The sequence below is a fragment of the Gottschalkia purinilytica genome (genome assembly GCF_001190785.1).
GTDB lineage: Bacteria > Bacillota > Clostridia > Tissierellales > Gottschalkiaceae > Gottschalkia_A > Gottschalkia_A purinilytica.
On the sequence record NZ_LGSS01000011.1, the window covers coordinates 95110 to 111743 of the forward strand.

Below are 16634 nucleotides of genomic sequence, written 5' to 3' on the forward strand. Positions count from 1 at the left end.
TGTTAAAAGGGGGAGCGTAAGATGAAAGTACTATTTGTTGCATCTGAAGGAGTGCCTTTTATAAAATCAGGAGGTCTTGGGGATGTTATAGGAGCTTTACCTAAAGCACTTAGAAAACATGATATAGATGTTAGAGTAATAATTCCATTATACAGAGATATTTCAAAAGATTATAAAGATAACATGTCTTTTTTAAAAAGTATAGTTGTAAAACTTGCATGGAGAAACCAATATTGTGGAATATTTCAAACTGAATATGAAGGAGTTAAATTTTATTTTATAGATAATGAGTATTACTTTAAAAGAGATAGGCTTTATGGATATGGAGATGATGCAGAAAGATATGCTTTTTTTAGCAAATCAGTTTTAGATATTTTACCTGAAATTGATTTTAGACCAGATATAATACATTGTCACGATTGGCATGCAGGATTAGTGAGTGTATTTTTAAAAACACACTATAAATACAGTGAATTTCATAAAAATATTTTAACTTTATTTACTATACACAATTTGCATTATCAAGGGATTTTTTCAAAAGAAATACTAAAAAATATCCTAGATTTAGATGATGAGTATTTGACAATAGATACGCTTGAATATTATGGTGACATCAATTGTATGAAAGGTGGAGTAATATTTTCAGATATATTAAATACAGTAAGTAAAAGTTACGCTGAAGAAATAAAATATCCATACTTTGGGGAAGGATTAGATGGGATTTTAAGAAAAAGATTTAATGATTTAAAAGGCATAGTTAACGGGATAGATTATGATATGTATAATCCTAAAACTGATCCTTACATATATAAAAATTATGACTCTAACAACTTAGACTTTAAAAATCAAAATAAGATAAATCTCCAAAGAGAGTTAGAACTTAATGTAAATGGAAGCAAACCTATTGTGGGAATTGTGTCACGACTTGTAAGTGGAAAAGGAATGGATTTGATAGCTCATATTCTAGAAGAGCTACTTTGTTCGACTGATATTCAAATAGTTGTTTTAGGTACAGGAGAAGCTAAATACGAAGATGTGTTTAAATCAATGTCTTATAGATTTCCAGAAAGAGTTTCAGCTAATATAACATTTCATGATCAACTAGCACATAAGATATACGCAGGATCAGATATTCTTCTTATGCCTTCAAGATTCGAACCATGTGGACTAAGTCAACTTATTGCCTTAAGATATGGGACTATACCTGTTGTTAGAGAAACAGGCGGATTAAAAGATACAGTGTACTCATTTAATGAGAATACTATGGAAGGTAATGGCTTTGCATTTAAGAATTACAATGCTCATGATATGCTTTTTACCTTGAAAAGAGCTATAAGTATATACGAAAAAAAGGATATATGGACTAATTTAGTAAAAAGGGCTATGGGTTGTGATTATAGTTGGAATAACTCTGCTAAGGAGTATATAGAACTATATATGTATTTGATTAATAACAGGGGAGGTTGCTTATGTTAAAGGATAAAGAAAAGTTTAAGGAAATGTTCTTAGATAGGATACAAACTATATATGGTGTAACTATTGAGGAAGCATCTGTAACAGATAAATATATGGCACTATCTAGTTTAATAAGAGATTATATATATAGAAACTGGGTTCATACTCATAGGGAATATGATAAAAAAGCAGAAAGACAAGTTTATTATTTTTCTGTAGAATTTCTAAAAGGAAAACCCTTGGGAAATAATCTATTAAATTTAGGTTTAAAAGATGTATGTAAAGAGGCTTTGGATGACTTAGGAATAGATCTAGAATCTATAGAAAATATAGAAAATGATGTGGGACTAGGAAATGGAGGGTTAGGAAGGTTAGGGGCATGTTTTTTAGAGTCTATGGCCTCTTTAGGAATACCTTGCCATGGATGTACTATTAGATATAAGTATGGTTTATTTAAACAAAAAATAATAGATGGATATCAAGTCGAAGTTCTTGATAATTGGCTTAGAAATGGTAACCCTTGGGAAGTTAGAAAGACTGATAAATCAGTAGAAGTAAAGTTTAAAGGAAAAGTAAGAGTAAATAATAAAAATGGAAAAATGGCATTTATACATGAAGACTACGAATCTATTTTAGCAGTTCCAAATGACATGCCGATAATAGGATATCGTAACAACACTGTAAATACACTAAGAACATTCAGTGCAGAGCCTAAAAGAACAGAACTTGATTTTACACTTTTAAGTAGAGAAGAAGTTCAAAAATATATTGAATATAAACATTCCGTAGAGTCAATTTCAGAGATACTGTATCCAGATGATCATAACTATGAAGGAAAGGTACTTAGACTTAAGCAACAATATTTTTTAGTTTCAGCAGGACTTCAAACTATTATTAGAAGATTTAAGAAAAAAGGAGGGATGATGAAAAACTTCCATGAAAAAGTTGCTATACACATAAATGATACTCACCCTACTTTGGCTATACCAGAGTTAATGAGGATTCTCATAGATGAGGAAGATATAGAATGGGATGAAGCTTGGTATATTACTACAAATGCTATATCTTATACAAATCATACAATATTGCCTGAAGCACTAGAAAAATGGAATGTTGATATGTTTAAAGGTTTACTACCACGTATATATATGATAGTACATGAAATAAACGAAAGGTTTTGCAAAGAATTGTGGAATAGATATCCAGAAGATTGGGATAGGATAAGAAATATGGCAATCATAAATAATAATTATATAAATATGGCACATCTTGCAGTAGTAGGTAGCTATAGTGTTAATGGAGTTGCAAAAGTTCATACAGATATACTTAAAAATCAAGTCATGAAAAATTTCTATGATTTTTCACCATATAAGTTTAATAATAAAACTAATGGAATAACACATAGAACTTGGCTACTTAAGGCTAATCCAAAATTATCTAACTTAATCACAGATGCTATTGGGGATAAGTGGATAAAAGAACCTTCTTCTCTTATAAAACTTACAAGTTATTCACAGGATTCTTCCTTTAAAGAAAACTTATTTAAAGTAAAAAAACATAACAAACAGATATTAGCAGATTTAATCAAGAGAGAATATAACATAAATATAGATTTAGATTCAATTGTTGATGTACAGGTAAAAAGAATACATGAATATAAAAGACAAATTTTAAATGTATTTAATATCTTGAATATGTATTATACGCTTAAAGATAATCCAGATTTAGATATACCATCTAGAACATTTATATTTGGAGGAAAAGCAGCACCGGGATACTATATGGCAAAGGAAATAATAAAGCTTATAAATAGCGTTTCATATGTCATAAACAAAGATAAAATCATAAAAGATAAATTAAAAGTTATATTTTTAGAAAATTATAGAGTATCTTTAGCAGAGAGAGTCTTTCCAGCATCTGATGTTAGTGAACAAATATCCACGGCAAGTAAAGAAGCATCAGGTACAGGAAATATGAAATTTATGATAAATGGCTCTATAACTATGGGAACATTAGATGGTGCTAATATTGAAATAAGAGATGCTGTAGGAGATGATAATTTTTTCAACTTTGGATTAACTGTTGATGAGGTATTAAGTTATTATAGAAATGGTGGATATAACTCTTGGGATGTGTATAATAGCGACTACAGGGTTAAAAGAATACTAGATAGTTTGATAGATGGAACATTATTTGGGGAAAAGGATAAGTTTAGAATGATATATGAGTCTTTATTAAATAATAATGATCAGTACTTTGTTTTAAAAGATTTTGATGATTATGTAAAGACTCAAGTAAAACTTCAAGAAAGATATAAGAATAAATATAAATGGCTTGAAATGTGTACTGAGAATATAGCTAATGCAGGAAAATTTTCAAGTGACAGAACGGTCAAAGAATATGCAAAACATATATGGAAAGTAAAGGAAGTTCAAGTAGAAAAATAGATTAGTGAGGGGAATATACTATAATGAACTGGATTTTTCATGACTCTCATAACTTGTATTATAGAAATCCTTTTGGTGCTTTAGAATGTGATAGTATAGTTACTTTGAGAATTAAAATAACATGTAGCGATAATATAGAAGAAGTAAAAGTTAGACTTTGTAATGAAAATGTAGAAGGTAAAAGCAATGAAGAAGTACATATGAATTTAATTCATGATGAAGATAATATAAAAATATTTGAGATAAAAGTTAAAATGATAAATAAAATACACTTACTATGGTACTATTTTATAGTAAAAATAAATGGAAAGATATATTATTATGGAAACAATATACAAGGACTTGGAGGAGTAGGTCATATATATGATCATACTCCTTTATCGTATCAGATAACGGTCCACAAGAAAAATAATAATACTCCTAATTGGTTTAAACATTCTATTATATATCAAATATTTGTAGATAGGTTTTATAACGGAAATGAAAAAGATATTGTATTAAAACCTAAAAGAGACATGATTATAAGAAGTAATTGGAGTGATACTCCTTCATATATAAAAGATGATAAGGGAAGGGTTATTTACTTTGACTATTTTGGAGGTAATCTTTTAGGTATAATAAAGAAACTTTCATATCTAAAAGAACTTGGAATAAATTTGATTTATTTAAATCCAATATTTGAAGCTGCAAGTAATCATAAGTATGACACTGGTGACTATAAAAAAATAGACTCAATGTTTGGTGATGAAGACATATTTAGAAAGTTATGTGATGAAGCTAAAAAATTAGGAATGAGTATAATATTAGATGGAGTGTTTAGTCATACTGGTAGTGATAGTATATATTTTAATAAAGAAAAAAAATATGATACTATAGGTGCTTATCAATCTAAGGATTCAAAATATTATAGTTGGTATAAATTCAAAGAATATCCTTATAACTATGAATGTTGGTGGGGAGTAGAAACTTTACCAAATGTAAATGAACTAGATGAGTCTTTCCAAGACTTTATAATTAATAGTAAAGATAGTATTTTGAAAAAGTGGATGAGTATAGGAATACATGGATGGAGATTAGATGTAGCAGATGAACTTCCAAAGGAATTTATACAAAATTTTAAAAAAGAAATGAAGAATATAAAGGATGACTCTATTCTTATCGGCGAAGTGTGGGAAGATGCGTCAAATAAGATAAGCTATGGAGAATTAAGAGAATATCTTTTAGGATATGAATTAGATTCTGTAATGAATTATCCATTTAGAAAAATAATTTTAGATTTTATGTTAGGAGAAATAAATGCATTAGATGTTCATAAAAATTTCATGAAGCTATATGAAAGTTACCCACTTCATCACTTTTATTCAATGATGAATCTTATAGGGAGTCATGACGTACCTCGTATACTTACTTTATTAGGAGATAGCCCAGAGGAACATAGCTTATCAGAAAAAGAAAAAAGAGAAATTAGGCTTAGTGATGATAAAAAAAGATTAGCTCTATCTAGATTAAAACTACTAACTATAATTCAAATGACATTTCCTGGAGTGCCATCTATTTACTATGGAGATGAAGTTGGTGTAGAAGGATATTCTGATCCACTGAATAGAAGAACCTATCCATGGGAACATGAAAATAAAGAAATACTTAAGTGGTATAAAAAGCTTGCACATATAAGAAATAAATATTCGATTATGAGAACTGGAAGGTGGATATCAATATATCCAGAAGAGAATGTATATGGATATATAAGAATGATAGAAAATTCAAAAGATGTTTTTGGAGAAGATAGTCAAGATAATTTAGCAGTTATACTTATTAATAGAAGTGAAAATAGTGATATAGATTTAACAATAAATGTGAATGAGTTGGTAGGATGGAATGTTGAAAAACTTCATGATTTAATAGAAGAAGAAACTGTAGACTTAAAAGATGGAACTTTACATTTAAAATTAAACAAGTTGCAAGGAGTTATATTGATGAAGAATGTATAATAAAAAATAGAAAATTAGTTTATAGATATCTTTATATAAATTAGGTTTAAAAAACAATTTATGATTTGAAATAGAAAGCATAAATTTAATGTTACAATAAATATTTATTTAAATATTTATTTAGATATAAATAGGAGCTTTGTAAGTCTACTTTGAGATAAAAAAATAACTATGATGAAAAAGTTTCTTGATAGATATTATGTAGATATATTAATGATTGAAAGGACTTATCTTTAAAATATTGTCAGTTAAATTTTGAAGATACGTCTTATTTTTTTACTAGTTTGTCATTTGGAGAAATTTAACTTATCTGAAAGTAGAATTAGCTATATGAGAGAACAATCTGTGATCTATTGAAAAATTGTAGACTTATCTGTATCATTATTTATGAGACAGATAATGGATATAAAAGCAATAAATGTGTTTGTTATCCTTGATTTTAGTATAGAGGAATTTATCATCTAGGGGGAGGACTTTTTATGCTTAGAGTAGCTGTATGTGAGGATGAGTTAATTCATAGAACTATTTTAGAGGAGTATTTACACACCATTTTTGAAGAGTTCACTAATCAGTATGAAATTTTAGGATTTAGTTCAGGAGAACAATTACTTGAAAATTATCTAGAAGGCTTAGATATTCTTCTATTAGATATTCAGATGAACAAGCTTACAGGTATGGATGTTGCAAGAAAAGTTAGAGAATTTGATAATAAAGTAGAAATAATATTTATAACATCATTAATAGATTATGTTCAAGAAGGCTATGAGGTCAGAGCTTATAGATACCTATTAAAACCAATTAAGTATGAAGATTTAAAAAAGCATATAGTGTCTTGTATAGATAAACTAATTAAAAGCAATGAAAATTTTATGATTATCCAAGGTAAAAGTGAAGTACATAAGGTTTCAATAGATACTATTACATATATAGAAGTAATAAAAAAAGATATGATTATTCATACTACTGAACAAAGTTACAATACAAAGATGAGTCTATACAAAATGGAAAAAGAATTGGCACCATATGATTTTTTTAGATGTCATAAAAGCTACTTAGTTAATATGAAACAAATACAATGCTTAAAACAGAATGTAGCTATAGTCAATGATGAAGAAATACCTGTTAGTAGATATAGAATCAAAAATTTGAAGATTAAGCTGGCATATGTATTAGGTGATATATTATGCTGAGTAGTTTATTTTGGAAAATATTAAATATAGTAACAACAACAATAGAATGGTATGTTTTTAGATTCATATTAGGTAAAGTTAGTAGCTTAAAGGAAGACAAGTTAACTTTAAATATATCCTTTACTATGCTTATTTTAGTGACAACAACGCTTAATTTTATGAATGTATCACCTAATATTAAGTTATCGACAGGAGTGGTTATAGGATTTATATTTTATATATTTAATTATGAAGTTAGTATATTAAAAAGTATAGTTGTTTGTTTGATATATTGGATGTTGCTTTTAAGCTTTGATTCTATAAGTGCTGGTATCGTATTAACAATAAATTCCATATCTAATGTAAATAAGATATTAAATAATAATATATTTAGATTAGAGCTTATTATAATATCTAAGTTACTTTTACTATCTTTAATTCCAATATTCAAGATATTTAGACTACAGGTAGATATTAAAAAAAGAGATTTTATATATGTATGTATTCCTATTATTGCTAATATACTAAGTATTATTGTAATTTTTGGATATGCATTTGAAGAAGGTAGAAATAGTTTTATTGAAAATATAGTAATATTTATTGTGTCATCATTATTATTGTTATCTAATATATCTTTAATAATAGTTATACATAATATTATAAGGGATAGTAAATTGAGACTTGAAAATAGTATGATTAAAGAAAAAATAGATATGCAATATAATTATTATTTAAAATTACAAGATAACCAGATGAGAATTAGAAAACTATATCATGATATGAAAAATCATATGATATGTATAGAGAATATATATGGAAACAGTGATGTTACTAAGAACTATATAGATAGTATTAATTTGGAGATTAATAGCTGTGAACCTGTTTTTGAAACAGGCAATATGATTTTAGATATTATATTAAGTGAAAAGAAATCAATTTGTGATAAAAATAATATAGAATTTTTTGCAGATATTAATTTTTTAAAGTGTAACTTTATAGATATGATAGATGTATGTAGTATATTTTCTAATATATTAGATAATGCAATAGAGGCATGTAATAAGATAGATGATGAAAATATAGGCAAATATATTAGAATTAGAGGAACTATTGTTAAGGAATTTTTTATATTGAAAGTTGAAAATTCTAAAGCTAATAAAATTATCACGAAAAATAATAAAGTTATAACTGATAAAAAAGATTCTTTTTTACATGGAATCGGTATTAATAGTATAAAAAATTCAATTGAAAAATATAATGGTGAAGTAGTAGCTGATTATTCTGAAGATAAATTTATAATGAATATATATATACCCTTGCAATAAAAAGTTGCTAGTTGGGTTCATAAAACTACCAGTTGGGTTGAATTTATTGAAAAAAGAAATATAGGATGTTATTTTGTAAGTATATAGTATTTGAAGAAGATGGAAATGTTTAAATCGTATGCTGACAAACTAATATCCTTTTTAATTTGCAATGGTGAAGCTAGTAATGAAGACTATGGAATCTATCTATATGAATTTGAAACATTGATAGATTTTATAGTAAATACATTAGTTAAATTAATAATAAGATTGATATTTAATAAATTTAGCTAAATATTATTATTCTTAATCTGTTATTATTCTGCAGGACAGTTTTCAGGAGAATATGATGCAAATAACTATAGAAACTGTTTATTAGCATTTATATTTTTTAACAATTTAAGTTATATAATTTTTAATGATATAGTATAGGAATGATATTTAGGCTTTTATAATATAACAAAAGGAGTGTAAAATGATGGATATTAATAGTCTAAGAGAAGAAATGAATGCAATAGAAAAAGAAAAAACTTTATACATAATCTTAGATGACTTTGTATCATTTTATAATTTTAAAAATTACGAAATAAGTATAGCAAGTCAGTCATTAACAATTTTAGATGATAATAAATTTTCAAAAGGATATATTAGGCTTTGTAGGTTTACCAAGTATGAGGTTAAAGAAAATGCAATATTTTTATATTTGTAATAAGCTTAAATAAAAGAATCAGTTGTTTCGCACTTTTTATTTATTTTCTTGCTGTTCTTATCCCATTATCATATGAAATCTTCGTAATAATTATAAAAAACACAATACTTTTCTATATATGTAATTAAACATGAAAATAATAAGTAAACATTAAAGAACAAAGGTGCAAGATATACCGTTGGAAATTATACATAGATGATTTAAAGAGCACCTATCATTATAGATATACAGATGAAACTATTATAATAAAAAAGCATAATAACTAAAAATTTTAGATAAAAAAGATTTTCTGTTAATTTTTAAAATAAAATTATTGACTACTCTAAGACAAGAGAAAGTAATTTCTCTATTTATTAAATAAAAAACAAGAATATGATAAAGATAAACTAAAGAAAAGAGACATGTGAACGTATCGTTGTAAAAAAATCCAAAGATACGTTCCTAATTGTATCAAAACAAACTAATATTTATGAAAAATAAATGTAAGTAATCAAATTATAGCAAGATAATGAAATAATAAATTTATTATATTATCTAATAACAACACCAATTAATTTAGCAAAATACATTGCCTGTGCAGGTGATACAATTACTCCACATAGATCTTCTATTCTTACACCTATTCCTTCTATTTCACAACTCGTTAGATCTAGTCCTTTTAATTTTGTTCCTGACATTTGAGCCTGTTGTAAATTGGAATGAGAGAAATCTACCTTAGAAAGATTAGAAGTTTGAAGATCACAGTTTTGAAGTAAGCAATTCTGAAAACTTACTTGTTTGCAGTCTACGAATCTAAAAAAGCTGTACCTACAATTACAATCTTTAAATACTATGTTTCTCAAAGTTGCATTGCCTAGATTAGTACCCATTAGCTTACAGTTGATCATTTCTACTCTATGTATAATAGATCCTCTAAGATCAACGTTGGATAAATCACAATTTTCAAATCTTGTATCTGTTAGTTCACAATGCTCAAAAGAGACTTCTTCAAAATTGACATTTTTAAAGACTACTTGATTAAAAGACACATGTTTTGCTGTATGGTTTTCGATATTACAGTCACAGATAATTACTGATGAAAAGAAACTCTCATCTTTTATTTCTTGATCAGAAAGAAAAGTCTTTTCCAATTTATCCGGTATTTTAGGAGAGCTGATTTTATATATGTTATTATCATTCATCCTGATGCCACCTCAATATAAATATTTTTAAGAGTTTATATAAATACATAACTTATTATTTTTTTATGCTTTTTATCTCTACTTAATATACTAATTAATTTATAGGAAAAAGCAAATGGGCTTTACTAATTTATTAATGTAAATTAACACAAATAAGAATACAATTTAGTTATAGCAAAAAATAACTCTATTAACTGATCAAATATTAAAAAAATAATACTCAATATTTAATTTAATTCATTATGATAGTTAATTTTTTATATTGAAATTATAGGCTTTGAACTATTAAACTTTTAAGAAAAAAGTATTGGAATAGTATTTTTATAATATATGTTTTTTATTATGAAATAAGGGTCACACTATACAATATCAATCTAGTAAAGGAGATGTATATAGTGAAAAAAGCTATATTTTTAGATAGAGATGGAGTTATAAATGATAATAAAAAACATGTAAACAAGCCAGATGATTTAGTTATTTATAAAGAAGCGAAAAGAGGATTAAAAAAACTTTATGATAGTGGATATAGTCTATTCATAGTTACGAATCAAGGTGGTGTAGAACTAGGCCATATAACAGATAATGATTTAAATAAAATTCATAAGAAACTAATAGAGGATCTAAAAGATTTTTGTAAGATAAAAGAGATTAAATATTGTCCATATTTTAATAAGGATGCAAGTTGTAGAAAGCCTAATCCTGGAATGTTAATAGAACTTAAGGACAAATACAATATAGATATGTCTGAAAGCTGGATGATAGGAGATATGGAAACAGATATACAAGCTGGAAAAGAAGTTAAATGTAAGACTGCAAAAATAGGAAAAGTAAGTGATTTAGCTGATATAAATGGGGACAATTTAGAAGAAGTTGCAGATAAAATTCTTGAATTAGATGCAAATAAGGCTTAGGATATAGATTTTTATCCTAAGTTTTATTTTTATAAAATATAAACAATTTTCTATAATAAAAGAAATAAAGTTCGATAATATATGTACAAAATATTGAAAATATAATAGTAAAATTCGTAAAAAGTATTGACCTATTGATCTAATTTTAGTAATATTAAATCGTAGGTTAAATACGAACATTTTAGGAAAATCATAAAAAAACGTTCTGGTTTTGAATGTTATAGTTTTTATATAGATACTTGAAAGTATATTTAATATAATGCTAGGGGGTAGTGACATGGTAAAGTATGATGTGATAATAATAGGAGCTGGTCCTTCAGGAATCTTTACAGCTTACGAATTAATTAAAAATAATAAAGACTTGAAGGTATTAATGATAGAAAAAGGAAGAAGTATAGAGAAAAGAATTTGTCCTAAAAGAGAACTTTACAAATGCGTTGGTTGCAAACCTTGTTCTATTACAACTGGATTTGCAGGAGCTGGCGCTTACTCCGATGGAAAACTATCACTTTCTCCAGATGTAGGAGGAACTTTACCAGATATTTTAGGATATGAAAAGTCTAAAGAACTTATAAAAGAAGCTGACCAAGTTTATCTAGAATTTGGAGCAGATACAAAAATTCATGGAGTAGATAACCCTGAAAAAATTGCGGAAATTAGAAAAAAGGCTATAGAAAGTAGTTTAAAACTTATAGAGTGTCCTGTACGTCATTTAGGTACAGAAGAAGGATATAGAATCTACTCTGATCTTCAACGTCACCTTATTGATTCAGGAGTAGAGATAATATTTAACACAATGGTAGAAAAGTTAGTTATAGAAGACAACATGATAAAGGGTGTAGTAATTACTAAAGATAAAGAAGAAAAGATATATTATTCTGAAAAAGTTGTTGCTGCAGTGGGTAGAGAAGGTTCTGCTTGGCTAAGAGATATATGTAAGGAAAATAATATAGGTACACAAGTAGGAGCAGTAGATATAGGTGTAAGAGTAGAGGTAAGAGATGAAGTAATGAAAGAGTTAAACGAGGCAATGTATGAGAGTAAATTAATATATTATACACCTACTTTTGATGATAAAGTTAGAGTATTCTGTTCAAATCCATCAGGAGTAGTAGCTACAGAATATTATGATGATAATTTAGCTGTAGTAAATGGACATGCATATAAATCACAAGAGCTAAAGACTAATAATACTAACTTTGCATTACTAGTTTCTAAACAATTTACAGAACCATTCGATTCACCTATTGACTATGGAAAACATATAGCTAAGCTAGGAAACATGCTTTCAGGCGGAAAAATACTTGTTCAAAGATATGGTGATTTTAAAAGAGGTAGAAGAACTACAGAAGAAAGACTTTTCAGAAATAATATAATAGCTACTTTAGAAGATGCTGTTCCAGGAGATTTATCATTAGTTTTACCATATAGAATAATGAAGGACTTAGAAGAAATGATAGAAGCGCTAGATAAAATAGTGCCAGGGATGGCAAGTGAAGAAACACTATTATATGGAGTAGAAGTTAAATTTTATTCAAATAAGGTCGTTGTAGATGATAAATTCGAAACTAATATAAAAGGATTATATGCTATAGGGGACGGGGCTGGTATTACAAGAGGACTACAGCAAGCATCTGCAAATGGTATACAAGTAGCAAGAAACATACTCAGATAATATTTTGTAAATTACAAGTTAAAGATAATATATAAAGTAGGGAATTCATTTTTTATGGATTTCCTATTTTTTATATTGCAGAAATGAGACAAGATTCATATTTGAGTCAAGGTTCATAAATTGTATATATACATATAACTATATTATCTGAAACTTTGTAATTATTAAAATATAGGAGGATATAAAATGTTTTACTCTGAATATGATATGTTTTATAGGATTCCATGTATGCCTTCATACGGGTATATGGGATATGGGAGTAAGGTTACTTATAAGAAATTAGAATATGCACTTTCATTGGTTAAAAAAGCTGTAGAAGGGGAGAAGGAAGACGAACTTTTCTATGATTACTTAATATCTGTAGCTCCGACTAAAGAAGAAAAAGATATGATAAAGTCTATAAGAAATGATGAAAGAAAACACTTTAAAATGTTTAGAAAAATATATAAAGACTTTACAGGGAAAGATATAAAACTATCAGATAAAGTAACATTTAAAAAGCCTAAATCATATATAAAAGGAATAAAAAAAGCTTTATTTGGCGAGTTATCAGCAGTAGAAAAATATAGAGATATAAGAGCGGGACTTTCATATAGATACTATAGAGACATGGTTTTTGAAATAATTACTGATGAGTTTAAACATTCTGGTAAATATAACTATATCTTAAATATAAATTGTTGTAATATGAATATGAACTATAATGATAAAGTTGAAATAGATAGTATTTCTAATGGATGGATATTATATTAAGTAACTATATACTTAATAAACCTTTATTATGAATAATAAAAAGTCACTATTAATAACTAACTATTCAATAGTGACTTTTTGTATTACTTGCTATAGAGTTCTATAATTTTCAATATTACTTCAACAGACTTTTCCATTGACTCTACGGGTATGTATTCATATTTACCATGAAAATTATGACCACCTGTAAACAAATTTGGTGTCGGGAGTCCCATATAAGACAATCTAGAACCATCAGTGCCGCCTCGAATTGGTGTTAATTTAGGCTCTATTCCTAGTTCTATCATAGCTTTTTTTGCAGTTTCTACTATGTGAATAACTGGTTCTATTTTTTCTTTCATATTATAGTATTGATCTTTTAGGTCTAATTTAATTAGATTACTTCTATACTTTAAATTTAAATATTTAACAGCATTAGACAGTATCTTCTTTTTATTTTCAAATTTATTTTTATCATGATCTCTTATTATATATCTGACAGTAGTTTCTTCCACGGATCCATTTATACCTATTAAATGAAAAAAGCCTTCATATCCTTCTGTATATTGAGGTTTTTCATTTTCAGGTAACATAGAGTTTAATTCCATAGCTATTTCCATAGAATTAATCATCTTATTTTTTGAAGAACCAGGATGAACATTTCTGCCAGATATGATAATTTTAGCACTTGCTGCATTAAAATTTTCGTATTCAAGTTCTCCTATAGGACCACCATCTAGAGTATAAGCGAAGTCAGCACCAAATTTTTCGACATCAAATCTGTCAGCACCTCTACCTATTTCTTCATCTGGTGTAAATCCTACTTTTATAGTACCATGCTTTATGCTAGGGTTATTTACGATATATTCTATAGCAGTCATTATCTCAGCTACCCCAGCTTTATCATCAGCTCCTAACAGAGTTGTTCCATCTGTTGTAATTATAGTTTTACCTTTATATTCTTTAAGCTCAGGAAAATCCTTAGGAGATAAAACTATGTTATTCTCTTTGTTTAGAATGATATCTTTACCATCATAATTTTTTACTATTTGAGGATTCACATTAGCACCAGACATGTCAGGACTAGTATCCATATGAGCTATAAATCCTATAGCAGGAACATCCTTATCTATATTAGATGGGATAGTAGCCATTACATATCCATTTTCATCTACAGATGCATCGCTAATCCCCATTTCTTTAAGTTCACTTACTAATATTTTTGCTAAATTAAGTTGCTTCTTTGTACTAGGACATGTTTCAGAGCTTTCATCAGACATAGTGTCAATTTTTACATATCTTAAAAATTTCTCAATTACTTTTTCCATAAAATCTTCCTTTCTATGATTTTTTACCTATGTATAATAATCAGACATTTACTTATATTATACTCTCTTTATACAACATATATAGGATATTAAAAAATTAAATTATTACAATTTATTAAATATTAAATAAGCAATCATTGGTATTTAAGGCTTAATAAATTCTTGGATAAATTTGGAATTCAAGATGGGAAAGAAAAGTTACGATGATAAAGAATATATAGCAAAACTAAAAGTTAATATATCTGATTACGATTATAAAATAAACATTTGAAATATTTACAAAATTTACTACATACAATACAGTATATGTTATAATTAAAATATAAGAACATTTGTTCTAAAAATATACTAAATATACAAAAAATAGGACTAAAGACCTAAAAACAAAAAGATAATACTTTTAATTGAAATTTATGTAAGAAAGTGATACTATATACCGTGGATTGGAACATACTGAATGATAAATTTGTTTAAATATGTCATACGACAATATAAAATAGAAAATTATAAATGTTTTTAAATAAGGAAGGAAACATATTATGAAGAAAGGTGATGTAAAAGAAATGAAAGGGATAATAAGAACTAAACAAGAAGAATTAAACTGTCTTTTATCAGGAGAAAATGTAGATAAAAACGAAGCATTGAAATTAAGTATCGAACTGGACGAATTGATATATAGATATTATTGTTTAATAGGTGAATAAAAGAGCATGTTTGCTAAAATGCAAACATACTTTTTTTATCCTAAAGTTACATCTAAAAACATCATTAATACAAATCCTATCAATATACCATATGTAGCTTGTCTTTCATACCCATTCTTATGCGTTTCAGGTATTATTTCATTACTAATAACAAATAACATGGCACCAGCGGCAAATGATAACGCGAAAGGTAATATAGGTCTTGCAATTTGAACTAGAACTACTCCAATGATCCCACCAATAGGTTCTACTAATCCAGTGGCAAGAGCTATTAAAAAAGCTTGTTTTGTAGAAAATTTTTCTCTTAATAATGCTAATGCTACTGCCAATCCCTCAGGCATATTTTGTAGACCTATACCTATAGCTAAAGTAATACCATTTGCGATATTTCCATCTCCAAATCCTACCCCTACAGCTAAACCTTCAGGGAAATTATGTATAGTTATAGCTATTATAAACAACCATAACTTAGCTAATGATTCGGTATTTTCCCTTTCAGGACTATTCAAAAAGTGTGTATGAGGAGAGTATTTATCAGTAAAGTCTAAAAATAAACCTCCTACTAATATTCCTAAAGCAGCAAAACCTGCTCCTTTAAATCCCCCTCCTCCGTACTCAATTGAAGGGATTACTAATGAAAATGAAGTAGCAGCTAGCATTACTCCAGCAGCAAAACCTAACAATACATCTAACATTTTACTAGATATATTTCTAGTGAAAAATATAGGTAATGCTCCTAATCCTGTAAATAGTCCAGCTATTACACTGGCCAAAATTCCTATAAAAATTATGTTATCAGAGCTGATAATATTAGTCATGTCTCACCTCTCAAAAGTTAATTAAGTTGAAATTACATTCTATCAGAAAAAGTAGAAATGATAAATACTACTATATATATGTATATCTCATTTATATGTTATTAAACATTTAAATAAACATATTTTCAAACATTAAAAACTTTATTATTTTTTATAGTCTATATTCATACCTTAATTAATATAAGTAAATAAAATATGTCTAATATTTTA

At 27.0% G+C, this 16634-nt stretch carries 14 protein-coding genes; 11 read left to right on the forward strand and 3 right to left on the reverse strand.

Going from position 1 to position 16634, the window contains the following annotated elements:
* Positions 1-21: 21 nt before the first annotated feature.
* From glgA to CLPU_RS11635, 7 genes are all read left to right on the forward strand, one after another.
* Complete coding sequence (gene glgA, locus CLPU_RS11610; protein ID WP_050355833.1) at positions 22-1476, forward strand: glycogen synthase GlgA; 1455 nt, start codon at positions 22-24, stop codon at positions 1474-1476.
* Positions 1470-3902 carry a glycogen/starch/alpha-glucan phosphorylase gene (locus CLPU_RS11615; RefSeq protein WP_050355834.1) on the forward strand — a complete coding sequence of 811 codons (2433 nt, stop codon included), beginning with the start codon at positions 1470-1472 and terminating at the stop codon, positions 3900-3902. Before glgA ends, CLPU_RS11615 begins: the two co-directional genes overlap by 7 nt.
* A gap of 23 nt (positions 3903-3925) precedes the next feature.
* The gene (locus tag CLPU_RS11620; protein WP_050355835.1) at positions 3926-5893 is read left to right on the forward strand and encodes a glycoside hydrolase family 13 protein; all 1968 of its coding nucleotides are present in this window, start codon (positions 3926-3928) and stop codon (positions 5891-5893) included.
* Between the two features lie 479 nt (positions 5894-6372).
* Positions 6373-7083: a LytR/AlgR family response regulator transcription factor gene (locus CLPU_RS11625; protein WP_050355836.1), complete on the forward strand. Its 711-nt coding sequence runs from the start codon at positions 6373-6375 to the stop codon at positions 7081-7083.
* Complete coding sequence (locus CLPU_RS11630) at positions 7077-8387, forward strand: ATP-binding protein (protein WP_082154197.1); 1311 nt, start codon at positions 7077-7079, stop codon at positions 8385-8387. Before CLPU_RS11625 ends, CLPU_RS11630 begins: the two co-directional genes overlap by 7 nt.
* A gap of 105 nt (positions 8388-8492) precedes the next feature.
* On the forward strand, positions 8493-8660 hold the full coding sequence (locus CLPU_RS17300) for a hypothetical protein (RefSeq protein WP_157857730.1): 168 nt from the start codon (positions 8493-8495) through the stop codon (positions 8658-8660).
* A gap of 184 nt (positions 8661-8844) precedes the next feature.
* Entirely contained in the window at positions 8845-9075 is a 231-nt protein-coding gene (locus CLPU_RS11635) for a hypothetical protein (RefSeq protein WP_050355838.1), read from the forward strand.
* Positions 9076-9605: 530 nt separating this feature from the next.
* Here the strand turns inward: CLPU_RS11635 and CLPU_RS11640 are convergent.
* Complete coding sequence (locus tag CLPU_RS11640) at positions 9606-10256, reverse strand: pentapeptide repeat-containing protein (RefSeq protein ID WP_082154198.1); 651 nt, start codon at positions 10254-10256, stop codon at positions 9606-9608.
* A gap of 395 nt (positions 10257-10651) precedes the next feature.
* On the opposite strand from CLPU_RS11640, the gene CLPU_RS11645 reads away from it, so the two are divergent.
* From CLPU_RS11645 to CLPU_RS11655, 3 genes are all read left to right on the forward strand, one after another.
* Positions 10652-11167 carry a D-glycero-alpha-D-manno-heptose-1,7-bisphosphate 7-phosphatase gene (locus CLPU_RS11645; RefSeq protein ID WP_050355839.1) on the forward strand — a complete coding sequence of 172 codons (516 nt, stop codon included), beginning with the start codon at positions 10652-10654 and terminating at the stop codon, positions 11165-11167.
* A 277-nt stretch (positions 11168-11444) separates the two neighbouring features.
* On the forward strand, positions 11445-12842 hold the full coding sequence (locus tag CLPU_RS11650) for an NAD(P)/FAD-dependent oxidoreductase (RefSeq protein WP_050355840.1): 1398 nt from the start codon (positions 11445-11447) through the stop codon (positions 12840-12842).
* 186 nt (positions 12843-13028) lie between these two features.
* Complete coding sequence (locus CLPU_RS11655; protein WP_050355841.1) at positions 13029-13595, forward strand: ferritin-like domain-containing protein; 567 nt, start codon at positions 13029-13031, stop codon at positions 13593-13595.
* A gap of 83 nt (positions 13596-13678) precedes the next feature.
* Here CLPU_RS11655 and pepT read toward each other — a convergent pair whose 3' ends face one another.
* Positions 13679-14902, reverse strand: coding sequence for a peptidase T (gene pepT, locus CLPU_RS11660; RefSeq protein WP_050355842.1), 1224 nt, complete (start codon positions 14900-14902; stop codon positions 13679-13681).
* 539 nt (positions 14903-15441) lie between these two features.
* On the opposite strand from pepT, the gene CLPU_RS16745 reads away from it, so the two are divergent.
* Entirely contained in the window at positions 15442-15606 is a 165-nt protein-coding gene (locus CLPU_RS16745; protein WP_082154199.1) for an aspartyl-phosphate phosphatase Spo0E family protein, read from the forward strand.
* Between the two features lie 35 nt (positions 15607-15641).
* On the opposite strand, the gene CLPU_RS11665 is transcribed toward CLPU_RS16745, so the two are convergent.
* Complete coding sequence (locus CLPU_RS11665) at positions 15642-16424, reverse strand: ZIP family metal transporter (RefSeq protein ID WP_097677567.1); 783 nt, start codon at positions 16422-16424, stop codon at positions 15642-15644.
* Positions 16425-16634 lie beyond the last annotated feature (210 nt).

Excerpts from the sequence above, each read along its gene's own strand:
- pepT (WP_050355842.1), bottom strand. The coding sequence starts at position 14,902 with ATGGAAAAAGTAATTGAGAAATTTTTAAGATATGTAAAAATTGACACT.
- CLPU_RS11635 (WP_050355838.1), top strand. The coding sequence starts at position 8,845 with ATGGATATTAATAGTCTAAGAGAAGAAATGAATGCAATAGAAAAAGAA.
- CLPU_RS11655 (WP_050355841.1), top strand. The coding sequence starts at position 13,029 with ATGTTTTACTCTGAATATGATATGTTTTATAGGATTCCATGTATGCCT.
- CLPU_RS11620 (WP_050355835.1), top strand. The coding sequence starts at position 3,926 with ATGAACTGGATTTTTCATGACTCTCATAACTTGTATTATAGAAATCCT.
- CLPU_RS16745 (WP_082154199.1), top strand. The coding sequence starts at position 15,442 with ATGAAGAAAGGTGATGTAAAAGAAATGAAAGGGATAATAAGAACTAAA.
- CLPU_RS11640 (WP_082154198.1), bottom strand. The coding sequence starts at position 10,256 with ATGAATGATAATAACATATATAAAATCAGCTCTCCTAAAATACCGGAT.
- CLPU_RS11630 (WP_082154197.1), top strand. The coding sequence starts at position 7,077 with ATGCTGAGTAGTTTATTTTGGAAAATATTAAATATAGTAACAACAACA.
- CLPU_RS11615 (WP_050355834.1), top strand. The coding sequence starts at position 1,470 with ATGTTAAAGGATAAAGAAAAGTTTAAGGAAATGTTCTTAGATAGGATA.
- glgA (WP_050355833.1), top strand. The coding sequence starts at position 22 with ATGAAAGTACTATTTGTTGCATCTGAAGGAGTGCCTTTTATAAAATCA.
- CLPU_RS17300 (WP_157857730.1), top strand. The coding sequence starts at position 8,493 with ATGTTTAAATCGTATGCTGACAAACTAATATCCTTTTTAATTTGCAAT.
- CLPU_RS11650 (WP_050355840.1), top strand. The coding sequence starts at position 11,445 with ATGGTAAAGTATGATGTGATAATAATAGGAGCTGGTCCTTCAGGAATC.
- CLPU_RS11665 (WP_097677567.1), bottom strand. The coding sequence starts at position 16,424 with ATGACTAATATTATCAGCTCTGATAACATAATTTTTATAGGAATTTTG.
- CLPU_RS11625 (WP_050355836.1), top strand. The coding sequence starts at position 6,373 with ATGCTTAGAGTAGCTGTATGTGAGGATGAGTTAATTCATAGAACTATT.